The organism is Brevundimonas sp. FG8 (genome assembly GCF_057808845.1).
The window spans coordinates 1-16,021 of the sequence record NZ_JBMDIU010000009.1 but is presented as its reverse complement, the minus strand read 5'-3'; the positions used below and the strand labels follow the sequence as shown (position 1 = coordinate 16,021).

The following is a 16,021-nucleotide window of genomic DNA, read 5'->3' as shown; positions in this document are numbered from 1 at the left end:
TTCGATGAGTACGGCGTGGCGCGATACCCTGCAGGCCCTGCGGCAGTTCCTCCGCACCCCGACTCTGGGACGACGGGTCGCGGGGCTGTTGACGCTCGCCATCGTGCTCCTGCTGGCGAGCAATATCGCGACCTTCGTGATGATCCAGCGGACCGCCCGCTTCAACGACGACGTCGAGAGAGCCCAGCAATTGCGACGTCACGCGCGTACGGTGCTGATCAATCTGATCGATGCCGAGACCGGACAGCGGGGCTTCCTGCTGACCGGCAACGCTGAGTATCTGGAAGTCCACGGCGAAGCATCGCGGGAGTTGCCGGACCAGCTTGAGGAGCTGACCCGACTGGCCGCCGGGGACCCGGACATCGAGCCCCGGGTCGCCCACCTGCGGGAACTGGCTGAGGCCAAGCTGGCCGAACTGGACCGGACGGTCGGCATGGCGCGCACGGGCCGTCTGGGGCCTGCGCTCAGCATCGTCCGCAGCAACGAGGGCAAGGCGGCGATGGACGCCTTCCGCAACGAGGCGGCGGCGGTGGACGAGATCACCCAGACCCGACTGGACTTCCGGACCCGACAGTCAGAGTGGGCCGGTGGTGTCACCGTGGCCGCCAACGCCGTTGGGGCCGCCCTGATCATCGCCCTGGCGGGCGTCAGCGCCTGGCTGATCCGCCGCTATGTCATGGAAATCCAGCAGGCCCGTGACGCGGTCGCCCGCATGAACGCCGGGCTTGAAAGTCAGGTGCGCGAGCGGACGGCCGATCTGACCCGGGCAAACGAGGAAATCCAGCGCTTCGCCTACATCGTCAGCCACGACCTGCGCGCGCCATTGGTCAACGTCATGGGCTACACCTCCGAGCTCGAACAGGCGGGCAAGGTGGTCGACAAGGCGATCATCGAGGCCGAGAGCAGGCGCAAGGTCGATCCGGAAGTCATCGCCGCCGTCCGCGAGGACATGCCCGAGGCCATCGGCTTCATCCGCGCCTCGACCGAGAAGATGGACCGGTTAATCAACGCCATTCTCCGGCTGTCCCGCGAAGGGCGGCGGTCTCTGGTGCCTGAAGTTCTGGATATGTCGGTGATGGTCCGGGGCATCGCCGACAGCGTGCACCACCAGACTGGCGCGGCCGGCGCCGAGATCGTGGTCGAGCCCCTGCCGCGTCTCGACAGTGACCGTCTGTCGGTCGAACAGATCTTCGGCAACCTGATCGACAACGCCGTGAAATATCTCGATCACGACCGACCGGGCCGGATCGTGGTGTCGGGGGAAGAGGCCAACGGCTGGGTCACCTACCGGATCGCGGACAACGGACGCGGCATCGCGCCGCGTGACCACGAGCGTATTTTTGAACTGTTCCGCCGCTCGGGCCGTCAGGACCGCAAGGGGGAGGGACTGGGGCTGGCCTTCGTCCGGAACAGCGTTCGCCGTCTCGGCGGAGACATCACGGTGGATTCAGAGCTCGGAAAGGGCTCGACATTCATCCTCAAATTCCCCACACGCCTCATCCTCGCTGAGGCCGGAGAGTACTGATGAGCACGTCCGTCAAGATCGTGATGGTCGAGGATGACCTCGGCCACGCCAAACTGATCGAAAAAAACATCCGTCGCGCCAATATCGCGAACGATATTGAGCATTTCGAGGATGGCAGCTCGGCCCTCGACTATCTGTTCAGTGATACGGTCAGGGCCAACGGCCCGCTGCTGATCCTGCTGGACCTCAACCTGCCGGACATGTCGGGCACGGACATTCTGGAGAAGGTGAAGGGCGACGAGCGCCTGCGCCGCGCGCCCGTCGTGGTGCTGACCACAACCGACGACAGGGTTGAGATCCAGCGCTGCTACGATCTGGGCTGTAACGTCTACATCACCAAGCCGGTTGATTACGAGAGCTTCGCGGACGCGATCCGTCAGCTCGGGCTGTTCCTGTCCGTGATGCAGGCCCCGGAGATCGAGTGAAGGGCGAGGGCGAAGTCATCCGTCTGCTCTACATCGACGATGACCGCGGCCTGTCGCGGCTGGTCGAGAAGGAGCTGGGGCGTCACGGCTACGCCGTGACCTGCGCCTCCGACGGGGACGCGGGGCTGGATGTGCTCGCCGCGCGTCCGGACGCTTTCGACGCCATCGCGCTGGATCACTACATGCCGGGTCGCGACGGGCTGGACGTTCTGCCCGACATCGTCGCCCTGAACGACCCGCCGCCGGTCGTCTATGTGACCGGGGCCCAGGAAGGCCGCATCGCCGTGGCCGCCCTGCGCGCCGGCGCCGCCGACTACGTCATCAAGGACGTGTCCGAGGACTTCACCGCCCTGCTGCGCAACGCGATCGAGGACGCCATCCAGCGCCGCCGCCTCCAGCGTGAGCATGACGAGGCGCAGGAGCAGGTCCGTCTCGCGCGCGACCGCGCCGAGGCGATGTTGCGCGAGGTGAACCACCGCGTCGGCAACTCGCTGCAACTGGTGTCCAGCTTCATGTCGTTGCAGATGCGGCACCTGGCCGACGACGGCGCCCGCGCCGCCCTGCGCGAGTCGCAGGCGCGGATCGAGGCCGTCGCCCATGTGCACCGCCGCCTCTACACCTCCGGCGATATGTCCTCGGTGGAGATGGACGAGTATCTGCGCGGTCTGATTGATGAGCTGGCCAAGTCCGTCGGCCCTGACTCCGGCTCGCCGACCCTGACGCTGGAGGTCGAACCCATGCGGGTGTCGACCGATCAGGCCGTGTCGCTGGGCGTGGTGGTCACCGAATTGGTCACCAATGCCGTCAAGTACGCCTACGCCCCCGGTCAGGGCGGCGAGATCCGCGTCATCCTGCGCGCCGGCGCCGACGGTCGCGCCCTGCTGACGGTCGAGGATGATGGTCCGGGCATGGGCGACGGCACGCCCAAGGGCACCGGTCTGGGCGGCAAGATCATTTCCGCCATGGCGTCCGGCCTGCGCTCGGTGGTCGAGTTCGATCAGGCGCACAGCGGGGTCCGCGCCCGACTGGCCTTTGATCTCTGACATGATCGCCGCCCTGCAGTTCGGCGTGGCGGAGGCGGGGCTGGACTACACGCTTCGCCCCACCGCCTTCGGCCTCGTCTTCCATGACGGCAAGCTCGCCTGCGTTCGCGTGGATCGCGGGGAGGGCAGCTATTACGACCTGCCCGGCGGCGCCGTGGACGGGGACGAGAGCGAGGAACAGGCGCTGGTCCGCGAGTTCGTCGAGGAGACGGGCATGACCGTCCGCCCCTTCGCCCGCATCGCCGAGGCGGCCCAGTTCTTCCGCAAATCCACCGGCGCGCCGCTGAACAACATCGGCGGCTTCTGGATCGCCGAGCAGCTGTCTCTGGACCCGGCGGCCAAGGTCGAGGCGGATCATGAACTGGTCTGGCTGCATCCCCACACAGCCCTGAACGAACTCCGTCACGACGCCCACGCCTGGGCGGTCGCGACCTGGCTGCGGCGAAAGACCTGAGATCGGGAACTCCCCCGCCGCCCCACGGTTGTCCTTGCCGAAGCGTCGCTCTTCCGGCGGCGTCAGAACAGGGAGCTCCCAATGCCCGATCACGATCGCATCGAAGGCGCCGCCAAGAATCTCGGTGGCAAGGCCAAGGAATTCGCCGGCAAGGTCACCGGCGACGAGAAGCTGAAGGCCGAAGGCAAGGCCGATCAGGTTGAAGGCAAGGTCCAGAACGCCGTCGGCGGCGTCAAGGACACCCTTCGCGGCGACAAGCGCAACTGATCCGTCGCCCCGGACAAGACTCAACGCCGCGTCCCGAAAGGGGCGCGGCGTTCGTCTGTCCGCTTAATCGCTGCCGCCGAAGGTGACCTTCAGGCCGTCTTCACGGGACACCTGACCGCCGCGATCGCAGGTCTCGCTGAAGGCCACCGCGCCCCGGCCGGTCACGCCCGGACGGGTGGTGCAGTTGCGGTCCGCCAGATCGGGCCCGCTCGGCGCACTCGCGCGGGCAGGCGCACCGCACTGCAGGGCGTAGCGGTCCCCGGCGGCTTCCTGACGACAGTGGTCGGCCCTGCCGCCGGTGCGCAGCGCGGCGGGCAGGTCATCGCCCAGATGGGCGGCCAGCGCGGCGCGGACGCGTCCCTGACAGGCTTCCATGGTCTCTGACGAGGACCGGATCAGGGGGCTGCATTCGGAGCGTTCATAGCCGAAAGGATCAGCCCGCGCCCAGTCGGGCAGGGTCGGCGCGGAGGCGGGCGCGGCCACCGGCGCGGGCTCGACGGGCGTGGACCACACCACCTGGCCGGCGGCGGCCTGTTGCAGCATCAGGGCGGAAAGCACGGCGGCGGTCAGCATGGGGAAAAGCCTCCGGATGTGTCGCGGCGACGCTAGCCTATTTCGCCAGCGCCCGCATCGCTTTCTCCAGCCCTTCCAGCGTCAGCGGATACATCCGCTCGTCGATGACCTCGCGGATCAGGCCGACTGACGCGGAATAGTTCCAGTACCGCTCCGGTGAAGGGTTCAGCCACGCCACCTTGTCCCACTGCTGAGTGGCCCGCTTCAGCCAGACGGCGCCGGCCTCCTCGTTCCAGTGCTCGACCGAGCCGCCGGGCATGGTCACCTCATAGGGGCTCATGGTGGCGTCGCCGACGAAGATGGCGCGCCAGTCGCCGGGATATTTGTTCAGCACCTCCCAGGTCGGGATCTTCTCGCTGTGCCGGCGCCGGTTGTCCTTCCACACCCCCTCGTAGAGGCAGTTGTGGAAGTAGAAGAATTCCAGATGCTTGAACTCGGTCCGCGCGGCCGAGAACAGCTCCTCGCACATCTTCACATGGGCATCCATCGAGCCGCCGATGTCGAGGAACAGCAGCACCTTGATCGTATTGCGCCGCTCGGGCCGCATATGGATGTCCAGCCAGCCCTGCCGCGCCGTGCCGTCGATGGTGGCGTCCATGTCCAGCTCGTCGGGCGCCCCCTGCCGCGCGAACCGGCGCAGGCGGCGCAGGGCCACCTTGATGTTGCGCGTGCCCAGTTCGACCTGATCGTCCAGGTTTTTGTACTCGCGCTTCTCCCACACCTTCACGGCCCGTCCGTGCTTGCCGGGACCGCCGATACGCACGCCTTCGGGATTGTAGCCGCCGTGGCCGAACGGGCTGGTCCCGCCCGTGCCGACCCATTTGTTGCCGCCCTCGTGACGGCCCTTCTGTTCCTCGAGCCGCTCCTTCAGCGTCTCCATCAGCTTGTCGAAACCGCCCAGGGCCTCGATCTCGGCCTTCTCCTCGTCGGTGAGGAATTTCTCGGTCAGCAGCCGCAGCCAGTCCTCGGGAATGTCGGTGGTCAGGTCCTCGCCCGCGCCCACGGTCTCGACCCCGGCGAACACCTTGCCGAACACCTGATCGAAGCGGTCGTAGTGTTTCTCGTCCTTGACCAGCACCGCACGCGACAGATGGTAGAAATCATCGACGCGTCCCCCCGCCACGCCCTTGTCCATGGCCTCCATCAGATGGAGCCATTCCTTCATCGAGACCGGAACCTTGGCGTCGCGCAGGGCTGTGAAGAAGGGCAGGAGCATGGGGTCAGCCTAGCAGGCTCCGGGCAGGCGCCCAATCATGACGACGACTTAATGAGGCCGCCCCCTTTTCGACACGGCGTGACGGGATTGGCGACACAGTTCCCGGAAGCGTCATCATGTCCGATCCTGTCTCTGCCTTCTCCGCCTCCTCCTTCGATCCCGCAGCGGGAAGGCGCGCCTTCTTCGGTGGCGACTGGCCCGGCGTCCGGTCCGCGTTCGAGGCTGCGGCGATCGAGGGCCGGTTGGACGCGGCGGGGGTCGCCATGCTCGCGTGGGCCTGCCACAGGCTCGGCGACGACGAAGGGGCCGACGCCTTCAGCCGTCAGGCGCTCGCGTTGGACGGCGGCGATCTGCGTGTCCTCATCATCCGCGCCGACCTGCTGACCGCTCGCGGAGCAAAGCGCGAGGCCAACCTCTATTACCGGGCGGTGATCGCGCGCGGCGAGACCGCCGCCGGCCTTCCGCAGGACCTGATCGAGAGCGTGGCCCGGGCGAAGGCGATCCAGAGGCGTCTCGTCGCCGGCATGGCGGATCACCTGCGGGAGGAGCTGCGGCAGTCCGGCTATGTCGAAGGCCGCTCCAGCGCCCGCTTCACCCATGCGCTCGATATCGTGACCGGACGTCGCCAGCCCTATTTCCAGCAGCCGCAGGCCTTCTTCTTCCCCGAGCTGCCCAACACCCAGTTCTATCCCCGCGACATGTTCCCCTGGATGGATCGGGTCGAGGCGGCCACGGACGACATGACCCGCGAGCTGGAGACGGTGCTGGCCGAGGATGCGGCCTTCTCGCCCTATCTGCAGACGGTGTCCGACCTGCCCTCGCGCACCGACTATCCGCTGGTCGACAGCATGGACTGGAGCGCCTGCTTCCTTTGGCGCGACGGAGCCGAGACGCCGAACGCGGCGCGCTGTCCCCTGACCATGGCGGCCCTGTCTGACGCGCCCCTTTGCCGGGTCGCCGCGCGATCGCCGCAGGTCATGTTCTCGCAGCTGAAGGCCGGGGCCCACATCCTGCCCCATACCGGCTTCGTGAACACCCGCCTGACCTGCCACCTGCCGCTGATCGTGCCCGAAGGCTGCAAATTCCGTGTCGGCAACGAGGTGCGTGAGTGGCGGCGCGGCCAGGGCTGGGCCTTCGACGACACCATCGAACACGAAGCGCTCAACACCAGCGACCGTACCCGCGTGGTGCTCATCTTCGACATCTGGCGACCGGAGCTGACCGAGGAAGAACGCGTCCTCGTCTCCACGACCCTTGAGGCGCTGGACGCCTACTCCCCGACGGTTTCGACCTGGGAGTAGAGGTCAGTCGGTCGCGGCCTCGAGTACGGTGGTCCAGCGACCGGTGGTGAGCATCACTTCGGCGCCGAGAGCGAGGCTCTCGGGCGTGGTCATGCGCTGCTTGAAAATCCATTCGCCGACCTTCGCCAGCCGGGCCTGGGCGTGCAGCGCCCGGTCGCCCTGTCCGACAATGTAGGCTAGATAGATTTGTTCGCCGACGCCTTCGGGCGCGGTGACCTGCACCATCGGACCTTCATAGGGGCGGGCGTCCGAGAAGCGGTTCCGGATTCCCGCGGCAGTGTCCGCGGCGGCCTGCTGTACCGAAACACCCGGGCCGTAACGGGTCGCATAATAGGTCATGTAGATATTGCCGGCGTCGGCGTTGCAGCCGACATCATCTCCGGCGGGAAGGCCGGGAAACAGCATGAGGCTGTTGTTCTTTTCTTCCGGCGAATAGTCGCAGATCAGGCCGCTGGCCTTGTGGCGAATGATCAGTCGCGTGTCGCTGCTCTGGTTCTCGAACAGATCGGGATAGCCTGTACGATCAATCAGGGCCTGCGCCTGCGTCCAGGTCGTCGAGCGACGGACCTGAGCTCCACCCTCTGTCGGGGCATCCTGCGCCATCGCCACCGGCGCGAAGGCCAGCGCGGCGATAAAGGTCAAACGAGCCAGCATGGCGTCCCCCGGAAAACAGGAGACGATCAAGCCATGCCTTAACGTCCGCGTCTATCCGCGCCGCAGGATGAACTCGTCATCCAGCCATGACCCCACCGGATACTGGTACTCGCCCGCCTTCTCGAACCCGTAGGCGGCGTACAGTTTCTGGGCCTTCAGATTGCCGCTCCAGACACCGATCCAGAGCGGGCCGTCGGTGTTGGCTTCCATCCACTCCAGCGAGACGACCAGCAGTTTCGTACCGAGGCCCAGCCCCTGCGCGGCCTTCGATACGTACAGCCGCCGCAGTTCGGCATGGCTGGCGCGGCCATCGGGGTGGGGCAGGGTGTTCGGTCCCGTGTTGGCGAAGGCCAGCAGTTCGCCCTCCCTTTCCGCCACCCACCAGGCCGCGCCCGGCTCAGCCAGCTTCGTCCGGATCGTCTCCGCATTGAAGCTGGCGTCCAGAAACGCCGTCAGGTCCGCCTCGGGATAGGGTATGCCGAAACCGGTCACGAAGGTGTCGATGAAGGTCTCGCGACCCAGATCGGCCAGGGCCTGGGCGTCTTCGTTTCGGGCGGGGCGGATGATGCTCTCGGTCATGTCTCCGCCTTAGCGGGGGAAACCGTCCAGTGCGAGCTTGCCGATGACCGAACGGTCCTGTTTCAGGGCAGGCTGGTCCAGTCTGTATCGCCGGGGCTTCGGGCCGAGGGCGGTGGAGATTTCACGAGACTGACACAGCCGTTATCCACATCACCGTCTGATGCGACGGTGTGAAGGTTGTCTGATCGCTCGTGGGCGGTTACCACCTGTGACGGCGATCCGTTCCGCGGGCGCCCACGTACAGATTTCGGGGAGGAATAAGGACGGTTCGCCAAAGGCTTGCCTCCGCAGATCATGCCCTCCGCCGCCAGAGACTCATCCTTGGTTGATACTCCCGCGTCAGCAACGACCCAGCCCGTGCCGTCCGCTGAAAGCGGACGAGCCGCGCGGGGCGTCGTGCGTCCGGGGGCGATCACCCTGGCCCGCCACGGCGAGCCGGCCCTGTCGCGCAAATGCGTCCTGACCTCGGATCAGTACCGCGAATGGTGGGCGAAGTATGAGATTGGCGGCCTGCGCGCGGGCCAGACGCCGCCGCCGGGTCTGCTGGCCACCGCCGAGGGCGCGGGCGCCATCTACGCCTCGACCCGCCCCCGCGCGCAGGAAACGGCCGCCGCCGCCGCCGCGGGCAAGGAAGTACTGACCGACGCCCTGTTCATCGAGGCGCCGCTGCCGCCGCCGCGCTTCCCCTCCTGGTTCAAGCTGCCGCCGAAATACTGGGGCGTCGTCGCCCGCTTCTGGTGGCATGCCTTCGATCACCACGAAGGACAGGAAACCCGCCGCGAGGCCGAGATTCGCGCCGAACAGGCCGCCCAGGTGCTGATCGCCCGCGCCGCCTCCGGGCAGGACGTGCTGGTTCTGGCCCATGGCTATTTCAACCACATGGTCGGCAAGCGTCTGAAGGCCAACGGCTGGGCGCTCGTCCACAATCAGGGCTTCCGGTACTGGTCGCAGCGCCGGTACGAGAAGCGCTGACGTCTTCAAGGAGCTCCGGATGATCCGTCGCGCCCTTCTGTCCGGTCTGATTGGTGTGACGCTCGTCTTTGGCGCCGCGCCCGCCTTCGCCCAGGACCCGGCGGTCGCCCCGGTCCGGATCGCGCTGGAGACCGGCATGGGGCGCATTGTGATCGAGACCGATCCGCGCGCGCCGATCACCTCGTCCAACTTTGTCCGTTATGCCGATGAGCGCCGGTTCGACGACTCGGCCTTCTATCGCGGCATGACCGTGGCGCCCGGTCATGGTCTGGTGCAGGGCGGGACCGGCGGCCTGCCGAACCGCACCCGTCCGCCCATCGCCCACGAGTCGACCAGCCAGACAGGCCTCAGCCACGTCAACGGCGCGGTCTCCATGGCGGCGGGCGCCCCGGGGCAGGCGACCGGCGACTTCTTTGTCATCGTCGGCGACCTGTCCTCGCTCGACGCGGGCAAGATGGCGCCCGACAATCCGGGCTTCGCCGTCTTCGGGCGGGTGGTCGAGGGCATGGATGTGGTGCTGGCCATTCTCGATGCGCCCAAATCTCCGACCGCGGGCGAGGGCGTGATGCGCGGCCAGATGCTGGACCCCCGCGTGCCCATCGTATCGGCCCGCCGGGTCGAGATGCCGACGCCCTGACGTCTCAGGCGTCCTCGGTGGCCTTGATCGCCTTGTCCACCAACGTTTTCACGCTGTTCAGAAGATCGGAAAACAGGCCCAGTCGGGTCACGATGTCCGCCGCGTCCTGACGCGCCTTGTCCACGGCCGCCTTGGCGTCCCGCGCCGCCTTGAAGGCGGCTTCCACATCCGGTCCGGTTTGCGCCAGCCAGGCGTTCGCTGCCCGCAGCATTTCGGTGTGCAGGCCGTCCAGATTGGCGTTGATCGCCTTCAGCTTCGTCGTGTCGCCGTTGCAGGCCTTGCGGTCTTCCTTGCGGGCGTTCCAGGCGTCGGAATAGGCCTGAGCGGTCAGGGCCAAACGATCTTCGTGCGTGCTCATTGCGCGTCCTCCTTCGGCGCCGGGATCAGGGCGGTGATGTCGGTGATGGCCCGGTTCAGGTCGGCGATGTCGGCCCCGCCCAAGGTCTCGAAATCGGTGTGGGCCGCCTCAAGCTTGGCGAGGGTCCTCAGAATGGCGTCATAGCGGGCGGCCTGCAGTCGGACCCGGTCGTTCGCCTGTCCGCGCACGAAGGCCAGCGCCGCGCCCCGCGCCCGGGTGTCGCCGGCCAGAATCTGCTCCGCCCCGGGTGTCAGGGCGACGCCCAGATCGGTCGCCATCGGCGCCAGAAGGGGCGCCCGCGCGATCAGGCCCGCATCATACAGGGCCTCGATGGCGGCGCCTTCCTGTTGGGCGAACGCGCCGGACAGGGCGTTGAACAGCCGCACCTCCCCACCCAGCGACTGCCGCAACAGGGCGACCGCGGCGCGGATGCGGGCGCTGCCGTCGCGCAGCCGACCCCGTTGCCGGTCCGCCGCCAGCAGTCCTGCGCCTTGCGCGACGGCGGCTCCGACCGGCGCGGTGATCAGCGTCCCGGATCCCGGCTGGATCAGGTTCGCATAGGCGTTCACGCTGGTGGTCAGTCGTCCGACGACCGCCTCCGTCGCGCCCTCGGCGTCATAGGCGGCTTCCTGCTCCAGCGCCCGGTAGGCGTCGGCCAGCGCGGTGAGGGCCGAGGCCCGCAGATTGATCGCGCGGATCAGCTTGTCGACCTCGGCGGCGTTGGCCCCGCTTTGCTCCACCGGATCGCATGGCGTGTTCGCGGCCTGCGCGGCGCAGGTTTCCCATGTCGCCGTGAAGACCATCATCTCTTCCTGCCGATCCAGTCGACCGGACAGGTCTCGCACCTCTTTCGCCGCCAGGTCCGAAACCTCCGCCCCGCTGCGAGCCAGCTGTTTCGCCTGCTCGCGCGGCACGGACGCGCAGGCGGCCATTCCTGCGCACAGCCCTGTCACCAGAAGTAGAGTTCTCATGGCGCTCCCCCGCAATGCGTCAACCTTGCCGTGTGTATCCTATAACAAGGTTATGTGGAACCGGCTTTCGCTCCATTGCCGTTCCGGGGTCGTCTGACTAAGGAAGAGGTTCTCTTGTGGAAGCCCGATGACCGACACCCCGATCCCCGCCGACCTCAGCTTTGAAGACGCCCTCCAGCGTCTGGAACAGATCGTCCAGAAGCTGGAGTCGGGACAGGCGCCGCTCGAGGAATCGATCGCCCTGTACGAGGAGGGCGCGCGCCTGAAGGCTCACTGCGAGGCCCGGCTCAAGGCCGCCCAGCTGCGCGTCGAGAAGATCGTCGTCGGCCCTGACGGCCAGCCACGCGGCGCCGAACCCGCGTCGTTCGACTGATGTCCGCCACGGAACATCGCGCCGAAACCATCGGCTTCGATGACTTCATGAAGGTCGATATCCGGGTGGGTCAGGTCCTCAAGGCCGAGCCCTTTCCGGAAGCGCGCAAGCCCGCCTACAAGCTGACCATCGACTTCGGCCCGGACATCGGGGTGAAGAAGTCCTCGGCCCAGATCACGGTCCACTACACGCTGGAACAGCTGGAGGGTCGCAAGGTCGCCGCTGTCGTCAACTTCCCGCCGCGCCAGATCGGGCCGATCATGTCGGAAGTCCTGACCCTCGGCTTCCCGGACGAGAACGGCGCCGTGGTGCTGGTCGGGGTCGACCGCGAAGTCCCCGTGGGCGGGAGGCTGTTTTGAGCCACACGCCGCCTCATCAGCCCGGGCTGGCCGCCAACTCGCCCGAGCAGGGCGTCATCGACCGGGTCGCCGAGATCGCCGATCTGGTCACCGTCGCCCTCGATGAGCTGCTGCCCCGCGCCGAAGGCCCCGAATCCCGCCTGACCGAGGCCATGCGCTATGCGGCGCTGGGGCCGGGCAAGCGGCTGCGCCCCTTCTTCGCGCTGGAAGCGGCGACCCTGTTCGATATCGAGGAGCGGCCCGTCCTGCGCGCCGCCTGCGCGCTGGAATGCGTCCACGCCTACAGCCTGGTCCACGACGACCTGCCGGCGATGGACAATGACGACATGCGTCGGGGCCGTCCTACCGTGCACATCGCCTATGACGAGGCCACCGCCATTCTGGCGGGTGACGCCCTGCAGACGGCGGCCTTCGACATCATCCTGCACGAGGACACCCACGACGATCCCGCCATCCGCTGCGAGCTGGCGGCGCGGCTGTCGATGGCGTCGGGCGCGCGCGGCATGGCGGGCGGCCAGATGATCGACCTGCTGGGTGTCCGCGACGATCTGGGCGGCGTCGCCCGGATGCAACGGCTCAAGACCGGCGCCCTGTTCACCTTCGCCTTCGAGATCCCGCTGATCATCGCCGGCGCCCGCGAGGTCCACCGTCAGGCCCTGACCAGCTTCGCCCACGACATCGGTCTGGCCTACCAGATCGTCGACGACCTGCTGGACGTCGAGGGCGATGAGGACATTCTGGGCAAGGCGGCGGGCAAGGACGCGGCCCAGGGCAAGACCAATTTCGTCACCCTGCTCGGCGTCGAGCAGGCGCGGCACAGGGTCGCGCACCTGGCCGACCAGGCCCGCGCTCATCTGGACGTCTTCGGCCCCGACGCGGATATCCTCAAGGCCAGCGTGGACTTTGTGCTTCAGCGCCGGTCCTGATAGGGCTTCTTTCCTGCACCGGTGCTGCACCGATTTTTCAGACCGCCTCGACCAGACACGCAGCGAAACAGGCTACAGCGTGTTGGAAGACTGAAGGTTTAGGTTCCTCTCCCGAAATGCCCGACACCCCTCTGCTCGATCAGGTCAAGTTCCCCGCCGACATGCGGAACTTCGACATCGCCCAGCTCAAGCAGCTGGCGGACGAGGTCCGCACCGAGACCATCGACGCCGTCTCCGTGACCGGCGGACACCTCGGCGCGGGGCTGGGCGTGGTTGAGCTCAGCGTGGCCCTGCACCACGTCTTCGAGACGCCGAAGGACATCCTGATCTGGGACGTCGGCCATCAGTGCTATCCGCACAAGATCCTGACCGGCCGCCGCGACCGCATCCGCACCCTGCGTCAGGGCGGCGGCCTGTCCGGCTTCACCAAGCGCTCCGAGAGCGAATACGACCCCTTCGGCGCGGCCCACGCCTCGACCTCCATCTCAGCCGCGCTCGGCTTCGCCGCCGCGCGCGACCAGAAGGGCGAAAGCAACCGGGTGGTGGCCGTCATCGGCGATGGTTCCATCTCGGCGGGCATGGCCTATGAGGCCATGAACAACGCCGCCGAGGCCACCAACGGCCAGCTGATGGTGATCCTCAACGACAACGACATGTCGATCGCCCCGCCGGTCGGGGGGATGAGCGCCTATCTGGCCCGTCAGGTCTCGGGCGGCGCCTACCGTCAGGTCCGCAACATCGGCAAGAAGTTCGTCGAGCACATGCCGCGCCCGTTCAAGGAAGCCGCCCGCAAGGCGGAAGAGTACGCCCGCGGCATGGTCGTCGGCGGCACCTTCTTCGAGGAGCTGGGCTTCTACTATGTCGGTCCCATCGACGGGCACGACATGGACAACCTGGTGCCGATCCTGAAGAACGCGGCCGCCATCACCGACCGCCCGGTGCTGGTCCACGTCGTCACGCAAAAGGGCAAGGGCTACGCCCCGGCCGAGAGCAGCGCCGACAAGCTGCACGCGGTGGTCAAGTTCGACGTCGTCTCGGGCAAGCAGTCAAAGCCGGTCTCCAACGCCCCCAGCTACACCAAGGTCTTCGGGACCGAGCTGATCAAGCGGGCGCAGGTCGATCCCACCGTGGTCGCCATCACCGCCGCCATGCCGTCCGGCACCGGGCTGGACCTGTTCGGCGCCGCCTTCCCCGAGCGGACCTACGATGTCGGCATCGCCGAGCAGCACGCCGTCACCTTCGCCGCGGGCCTCGCCGCCGACGGGATGAAGCCGGTCTGCGCCATCTATTCGACCTTCCTCCAGCGCGGCTACGACCAGGTCGTCCACGACGTGGCGATCCAGTCCCTGCCGGTCCGCTTCGCCATGGACCGCGCCGGTCTGGTCGGCGCTGACGGCTCGACCCATGCCGGTTCCTTCGACATCGGCTTCATGGGCGCGCTTCCGGGCATGGTCCTGATGGCCGCCTCGGACGAGGCCGAACTGGCCGCCATGATCGCCACCAGCCTTGAGATCGACGACCGCCCCTCGGCCTTCCGCTACCCGCGCGGCGACGGTGTCGGCGTCGAGATTCCGGAACTGGCCGCCCCGCTCCGGATCGGCAAGGGCCGGGTGGTGCGCGAGGGCACGGCGCTCGCCCTGCTGTCGCTCGGCACCCGTCTTCAGGAAACCCTCAAGGCCGCCGATCTGCTGGCCGCGCGCGGTGTTTCCGCCACCGTGGTCGATGCCCGCTTCGCCAAGCCGCTGGACGAGGAACTGATCCTGCGTCTGGCCCGCGAGCATGAGGCCCTGATCACGGTCGAGGAGGGCGCCATGGGCGGCTTCGGCGGCTTCGTGCTCCAGATGCTGGCCTCGAAGGGCGCTCTGGATGCGGGCCTGAAGATCCGCACCCTGCACCTGCCGGACGTCTTTCAGGATCAGGACAAGCCCGAGCTTCAGTACGCCGAGGCCGGTCTCAACGCCGACCACATCGCCGCCGCCGCCCTGCAGGCGCTCGGCGTCGAGACGACCCGCGCCGTCCGGGCCTGATCGCCGCACACCCTTGAAATTGAGAATGATTCGCAATAAATCCTTCTGACCACAGGTCAGGAGCGATGCCCCATGTCTGCCGAAGCCGCCCGCCCGTTCGACTGGAACGGAGTCAGTGGTGATCGCTGGGTCGAGAATCAGGTCCGGCTGGACCGGATGCTGGCCCCCTATGGTGACACGCTCAGGCTCGCCGCCCAGGCCCGACCGGGCGAGCGCGTGCTGGATGTCGGCTGCGGCGCCGGGGCGACCAGCCTCGATCTCGCGGCGCAGGTCGCGCCCGACGGACGCGTCACCGGGGTCGATATCTCGCAGGCCCTGATCCATCGTGCGCGAGAACTGGCGGGTGAGCAGGAGCCCCCGGTGAAATTCCTGCTGGCCGATGCGGCGACCCGTCGGTTCGACTCCATCCACGACCTGATCGTCTCGCGCTTCGGCGTGATGTTCTTCGATTCCCCGGTGGCGGCCTTTCGCAATCTGCGAACCGCTCTGAAGCCAGATGGCCGTCTGGCCTTCGTCTGCTGGCGGGGGGCAGGGGAAAACGACTGGACCCGTCTGCCGATGACGGCCATTCGCGGCATCGTCCCGCCGCCCGCGCCTGTTGATCCGGAAGCGCCCGGGCCCTTCTCCTTCGGCGACCCGGCCCGGATCGAGCATATCCTGACCGGGGCGGGCTTCTCCGAAGTCCGCATCGTCGCCTGTGATCACCCGGTCCTGTTCGGCGTCGGCGAAACGCCCGATGAGGCGGTCGAGGACGCCGTCGCCAACGCCGTGAAGGTCGGCCCGCTGGAACGCGCCCTCAAGGACCAGCCCGACGACGTCCGCGGTCGCGCCGTCGCCGCCGTCCGCGACACCTACCGCAACCGCCTGACCCCCGAAGGCGTCGTCATCGACGGCGCGGGCTGGGTGGTGACGGCGCGGCGGTAGGGGGGGGGCTACACAGTCGGCCACGCATCTCTCGACGTCACCTCTCCATTCGCCCTCAAGCGAATGGAGAGGACAGACCGGCGCGGCAGCGGCGGTCAGGAGAGGGCGGCTCGGTGTCGGCAGAAGACGCCTCGAACACCGGTGTCGGCGGCCAACCGTCAAACGCCTGCGCCGCCCCCTCCTGATCGCTGCGCGATCTGTCCTCCCCATCGCCTTGAAGCGGGCGATGGAGAGGTGAGGCGCCGCACTCCATCCTTCAAAGATACGGAGGAGTTCACGTTCAGCCCGCGCAATCCGGGGCCTCAACCCTCTGACTGCGCTTCATAATTTCCCGGCCCAGCGTCATTCTCCCGCCATAGGAAGCGGACGCCTCACACTATGGGCATCCCGTCGATGGGGAGGGCGTCGGATCCACGCTGCTCGACGACGGCGGGCTG

At 67.5% G+C, this 16,021-nt stretch carries 19 protein-coding genes; 13 read left to right on the top strand and 6 right to left on the bottom strand.

The features are described from left to right. Positions 1-4 precede the first annotated feature (4 nt). The 5 genes from ACODRV_RS13770 to ACODRV_RS13750 all read left to right on the top strand — a co-directional run bounded on the left by ACODRV_RS13770 (position 5) and on the right by ACODRV_RS13750 (position 3,714). On the top strand, positions 5-1,525 hold the full coding sequence (locus ACODRV_RS13770; RefSeq protein WP_488908694.1) for a sensor histidine kinase: 1,521 nt from the start codon (positions 5-7) through the stop codon (positions 1,523-1,525). Beyond that, positions 1,525-1,950: a response regulator gene (locus ACODRV_RS13765; protein WP_141627517.1), complete on the top strand. Its 426-nt coding sequence runs from the start codon at positions 1,525-1,527 to the stop codon at positions 1,948-1,950. Before ACODRV_RS13770 ends, ACODRV_RS13765 begins: the two co-directional genes overlap by 1 nt. Further along, a complete protein-coding gene (locus tag ACODRV_RS13760; protein WP_141627516.1) occupies positions 1,947-2,993 on the top strand; it encodes a sensor histidine kinase in 1,047 nt (348 codons plus the stop codon). The genes ACODRV_RS13765 and ACODRV_RS13760 overlap by 4 nt, the downstream gene beginning before the upstream one ends. 1 nt (position 2,994) lies before the next feature. After that, positions 2,995-3,447: an NUDIX domain-containing protein gene (locus tag ACODRV_RS13755; protein WP_488908693.1), complete on the top strand. Its 453-nt coding sequence runs from the start codon at positions 2,995-2,997 to the stop codon at positions 3,445-3,447. A gap of 81 nt (positions 3,448-3,528) precedes the next feature. Continuing rightward, positions 3,529-3,714: a CsbD family protein gene (locus ACODRV_RS13750; protein WP_141627514.1), complete on the top strand. Its 186-nt coding sequence runs from the start codon at positions 3,529-3,531 to the stop codon at positions 3,712-3,714. A gap of 63 nt (positions 3,715-3,777) precedes the next feature. On the opposite strand, the gene ACODRV_RS13745 is transcribed toward ACODRV_RS13750, so the two are convergent. Further along, a complete protein-coding gene (locus ACODRV_RS13745) occupies positions 3,778-4,287 on the bottom strand; it encodes a hypothetical protein (RefSeq protein WP_488908692.1) in 510 nt (169 codons plus the stop codon). A gap of 37 nt (positions 4,288-4,324) precedes the next feature. Continuing rightward, the gene (locus ACODRV_RS13740) at positions 4,325-5,503 is read right to left on the bottom strand and encodes a vWA domain-containing protein (RefSeq protein ID WP_488908691.1); all 1,179 of its coding nucleotides are present in this window, start codon (positions 5,501-5,503) and stop codon (positions 4,325-4,327) included. Positions 5,504-5,619: 116 nt separating this feature from the next. Between ACODRV_RS13740 and ACODRV_RS13735 the strand changes: the two genes are divergently transcribed. Beyond that, positions 5,620-6,804: an aspartyl/asparaginyl beta-hydroxylase domain-containing protein gene (locus tag ACODRV_RS13735; protein ID WP_488908690.1), complete on the top strand. Its 1,185-nt coding sequence runs from the start codon at positions 5,620-5,622 to the stop codon at positions 6,802-6,804. A 3-nt stretch (positions 6,805-6,807) separates the two neighbouring features. On the opposite strand, the gene ACODRV_RS13730 is transcribed toward ACODRV_RS13735, so the two are convergent. Both ACODRV_RS13730 and ACODRV_RS13725 read right to left on the bottom strand, forming a co-directional pair. Continuing rightward, positions 6,808-7,458 carry a hypothetical protein gene (locus tag ACODRV_RS13730; protein ID WP_488908689.1) on the bottom strand — a complete coding sequence of 217 codons (651 nt, stop codon included), beginning with the start codon at positions 7,456-7,458 and terminating at the stop codon, positions 6,808-6,810. Between the two features lie 51 nt (positions 7,459-7,509). After that, positions 7,510-8,037, bottom strand: coding sequence for a GNAT family N-acetyltransferase (locus ACODRV_RS13725; protein ID WP_488908688.1), 528 nt, complete (start codon positions 8,035-8,037; stop codon positions 7,510-7,512). A gap of 321 nt (positions 8,038-8,358) precedes the next feature. Between ACODRV_RS13725 and ACODRV_RS13720 the strand changes: the two genes are divergently transcribed. Both ACODRV_RS13720 and ACODRV_RS13715 read left to right on the top strand, forming a co-directional pair. Continuing rightward, a complete protein-coding gene (locus ACODRV_RS13720) occupies positions 8,359-9,009 on the top strand; it encodes a histidine phosphatase family protein (RefSeq protein WP_488908687.1) in 651 nt (216 codons plus the stop codon). Positions 9,010-9,028: 19 nt separating this feature from the next. Further along, positions 9,029-9,646, top strand: a complete 618-nt coding sequence (locus ACODRV_RS13715; protein ID WP_488908686.1) for a peptidylprolyl isomerase — start codon at positions 9,029-9,031, stop codon at positions 9,644-9,646. A 4-nt stretch (positions 9,647-9,650) separates the two neighbouring features. Here the strand turns inward: ACODRV_RS13715 and ACODRV_RS13710 are convergent, their stop codons facing one another. Both ACODRV_RS13710 and ACODRV_RS13705 read right to left on the bottom strand, forming a co-directional pair. Continuing rightward, positions 9,651-10,004: a hypothetical protein gene (locus ACODRV_RS13710; RefSeq protein WP_488908685.1), complete on the bottom strand. Its 354-nt coding sequence runs from the start codon at positions 10,002-10,004 to the stop codon at positions 9,651-9,653. After that, positions 10,001-10,975, bottom strand: coding sequence for a hypothetical protein (locus tag ACODRV_RS13705; protein WP_141627505.1), 975 nt, complete (start codon positions 10,973-10,975; stop codon positions 10,001-10,003). Before ACODRV_RS13705 ends, ACODRV_RS13710 begins: the two co-directional genes overlap by 4 nt. 127 nt (positions 10,976-11,102) lie before the next feature. On the opposite strand from ACODRV_RS13705, the gene ACODRV_RS13700 reads away from it, so the two are divergent. From ACODRV_RS13700 to ACODRV_RS13680, 5 genes are all read left to right on the top strand, one after another. Next, the gene (locus tag ACODRV_RS13700; RefSeq protein ID WP_488908684.1) at positions 11,103-11,348 is read left to right on the top strand and encodes an exodeoxyribonuclease VII small subunit; all 246 of its coding nucleotides are present in this window, start codon (positions 11,103-11,105) and stop codon (positions 11,346-11,348) included. Then, positions 11,348-11,707, top strand: coding sequence for a tRNA-binding protein (locus ACODRV_RS13695; protein ID WP_141627503.1), 360 nt, complete (start codon positions 11,348-11,350; stop codon positions 11,705-11,707). Before ACODRV_RS13700 ends, ACODRV_RS13695 begins: the two co-directional genes overlap by 1 nt. 56 nt (positions 11,708-11,763) lie before the next feature. Further along, positions 11,764-12,633 carry a polyprenyl synthetase family protein gene (locus tag ACODRV_RS13690; RefSeq protein ID WP_141628360.1) on the top strand — a complete coding sequence of 290 codons (870 nt, stop codon included), beginning with the start codon at positions 11,764-11,766 and terminating at the stop codon, positions 12,631-12,633. A 116-nt stretch (positions 12,634-12,749) separates the two neighbouring features. Further along, positions 12,750-14,660, top strand: coding sequence for a 1-deoxy-D-xylulose-5-phosphate synthase (dxs, locus tag ACODRV_RS13685; protein WP_488908683.1), 1,911 nt, complete (start codon positions 12,750-12,752; stop codon positions 14,658-14,660). 72 nt (positions 14,661-14,732) lie between these two features. Then, entirely contained in the window at positions 14,733-15,584 is an 852-nt protein-coding gene (locus tag ACODRV_RS13680; protein ID WP_488908682.1) for a class I SAM-dependent methyltransferase, read from the top strand. The last annotated feature ends 437 nt before the right edge of the window (positions 15,585-16,021 follow it).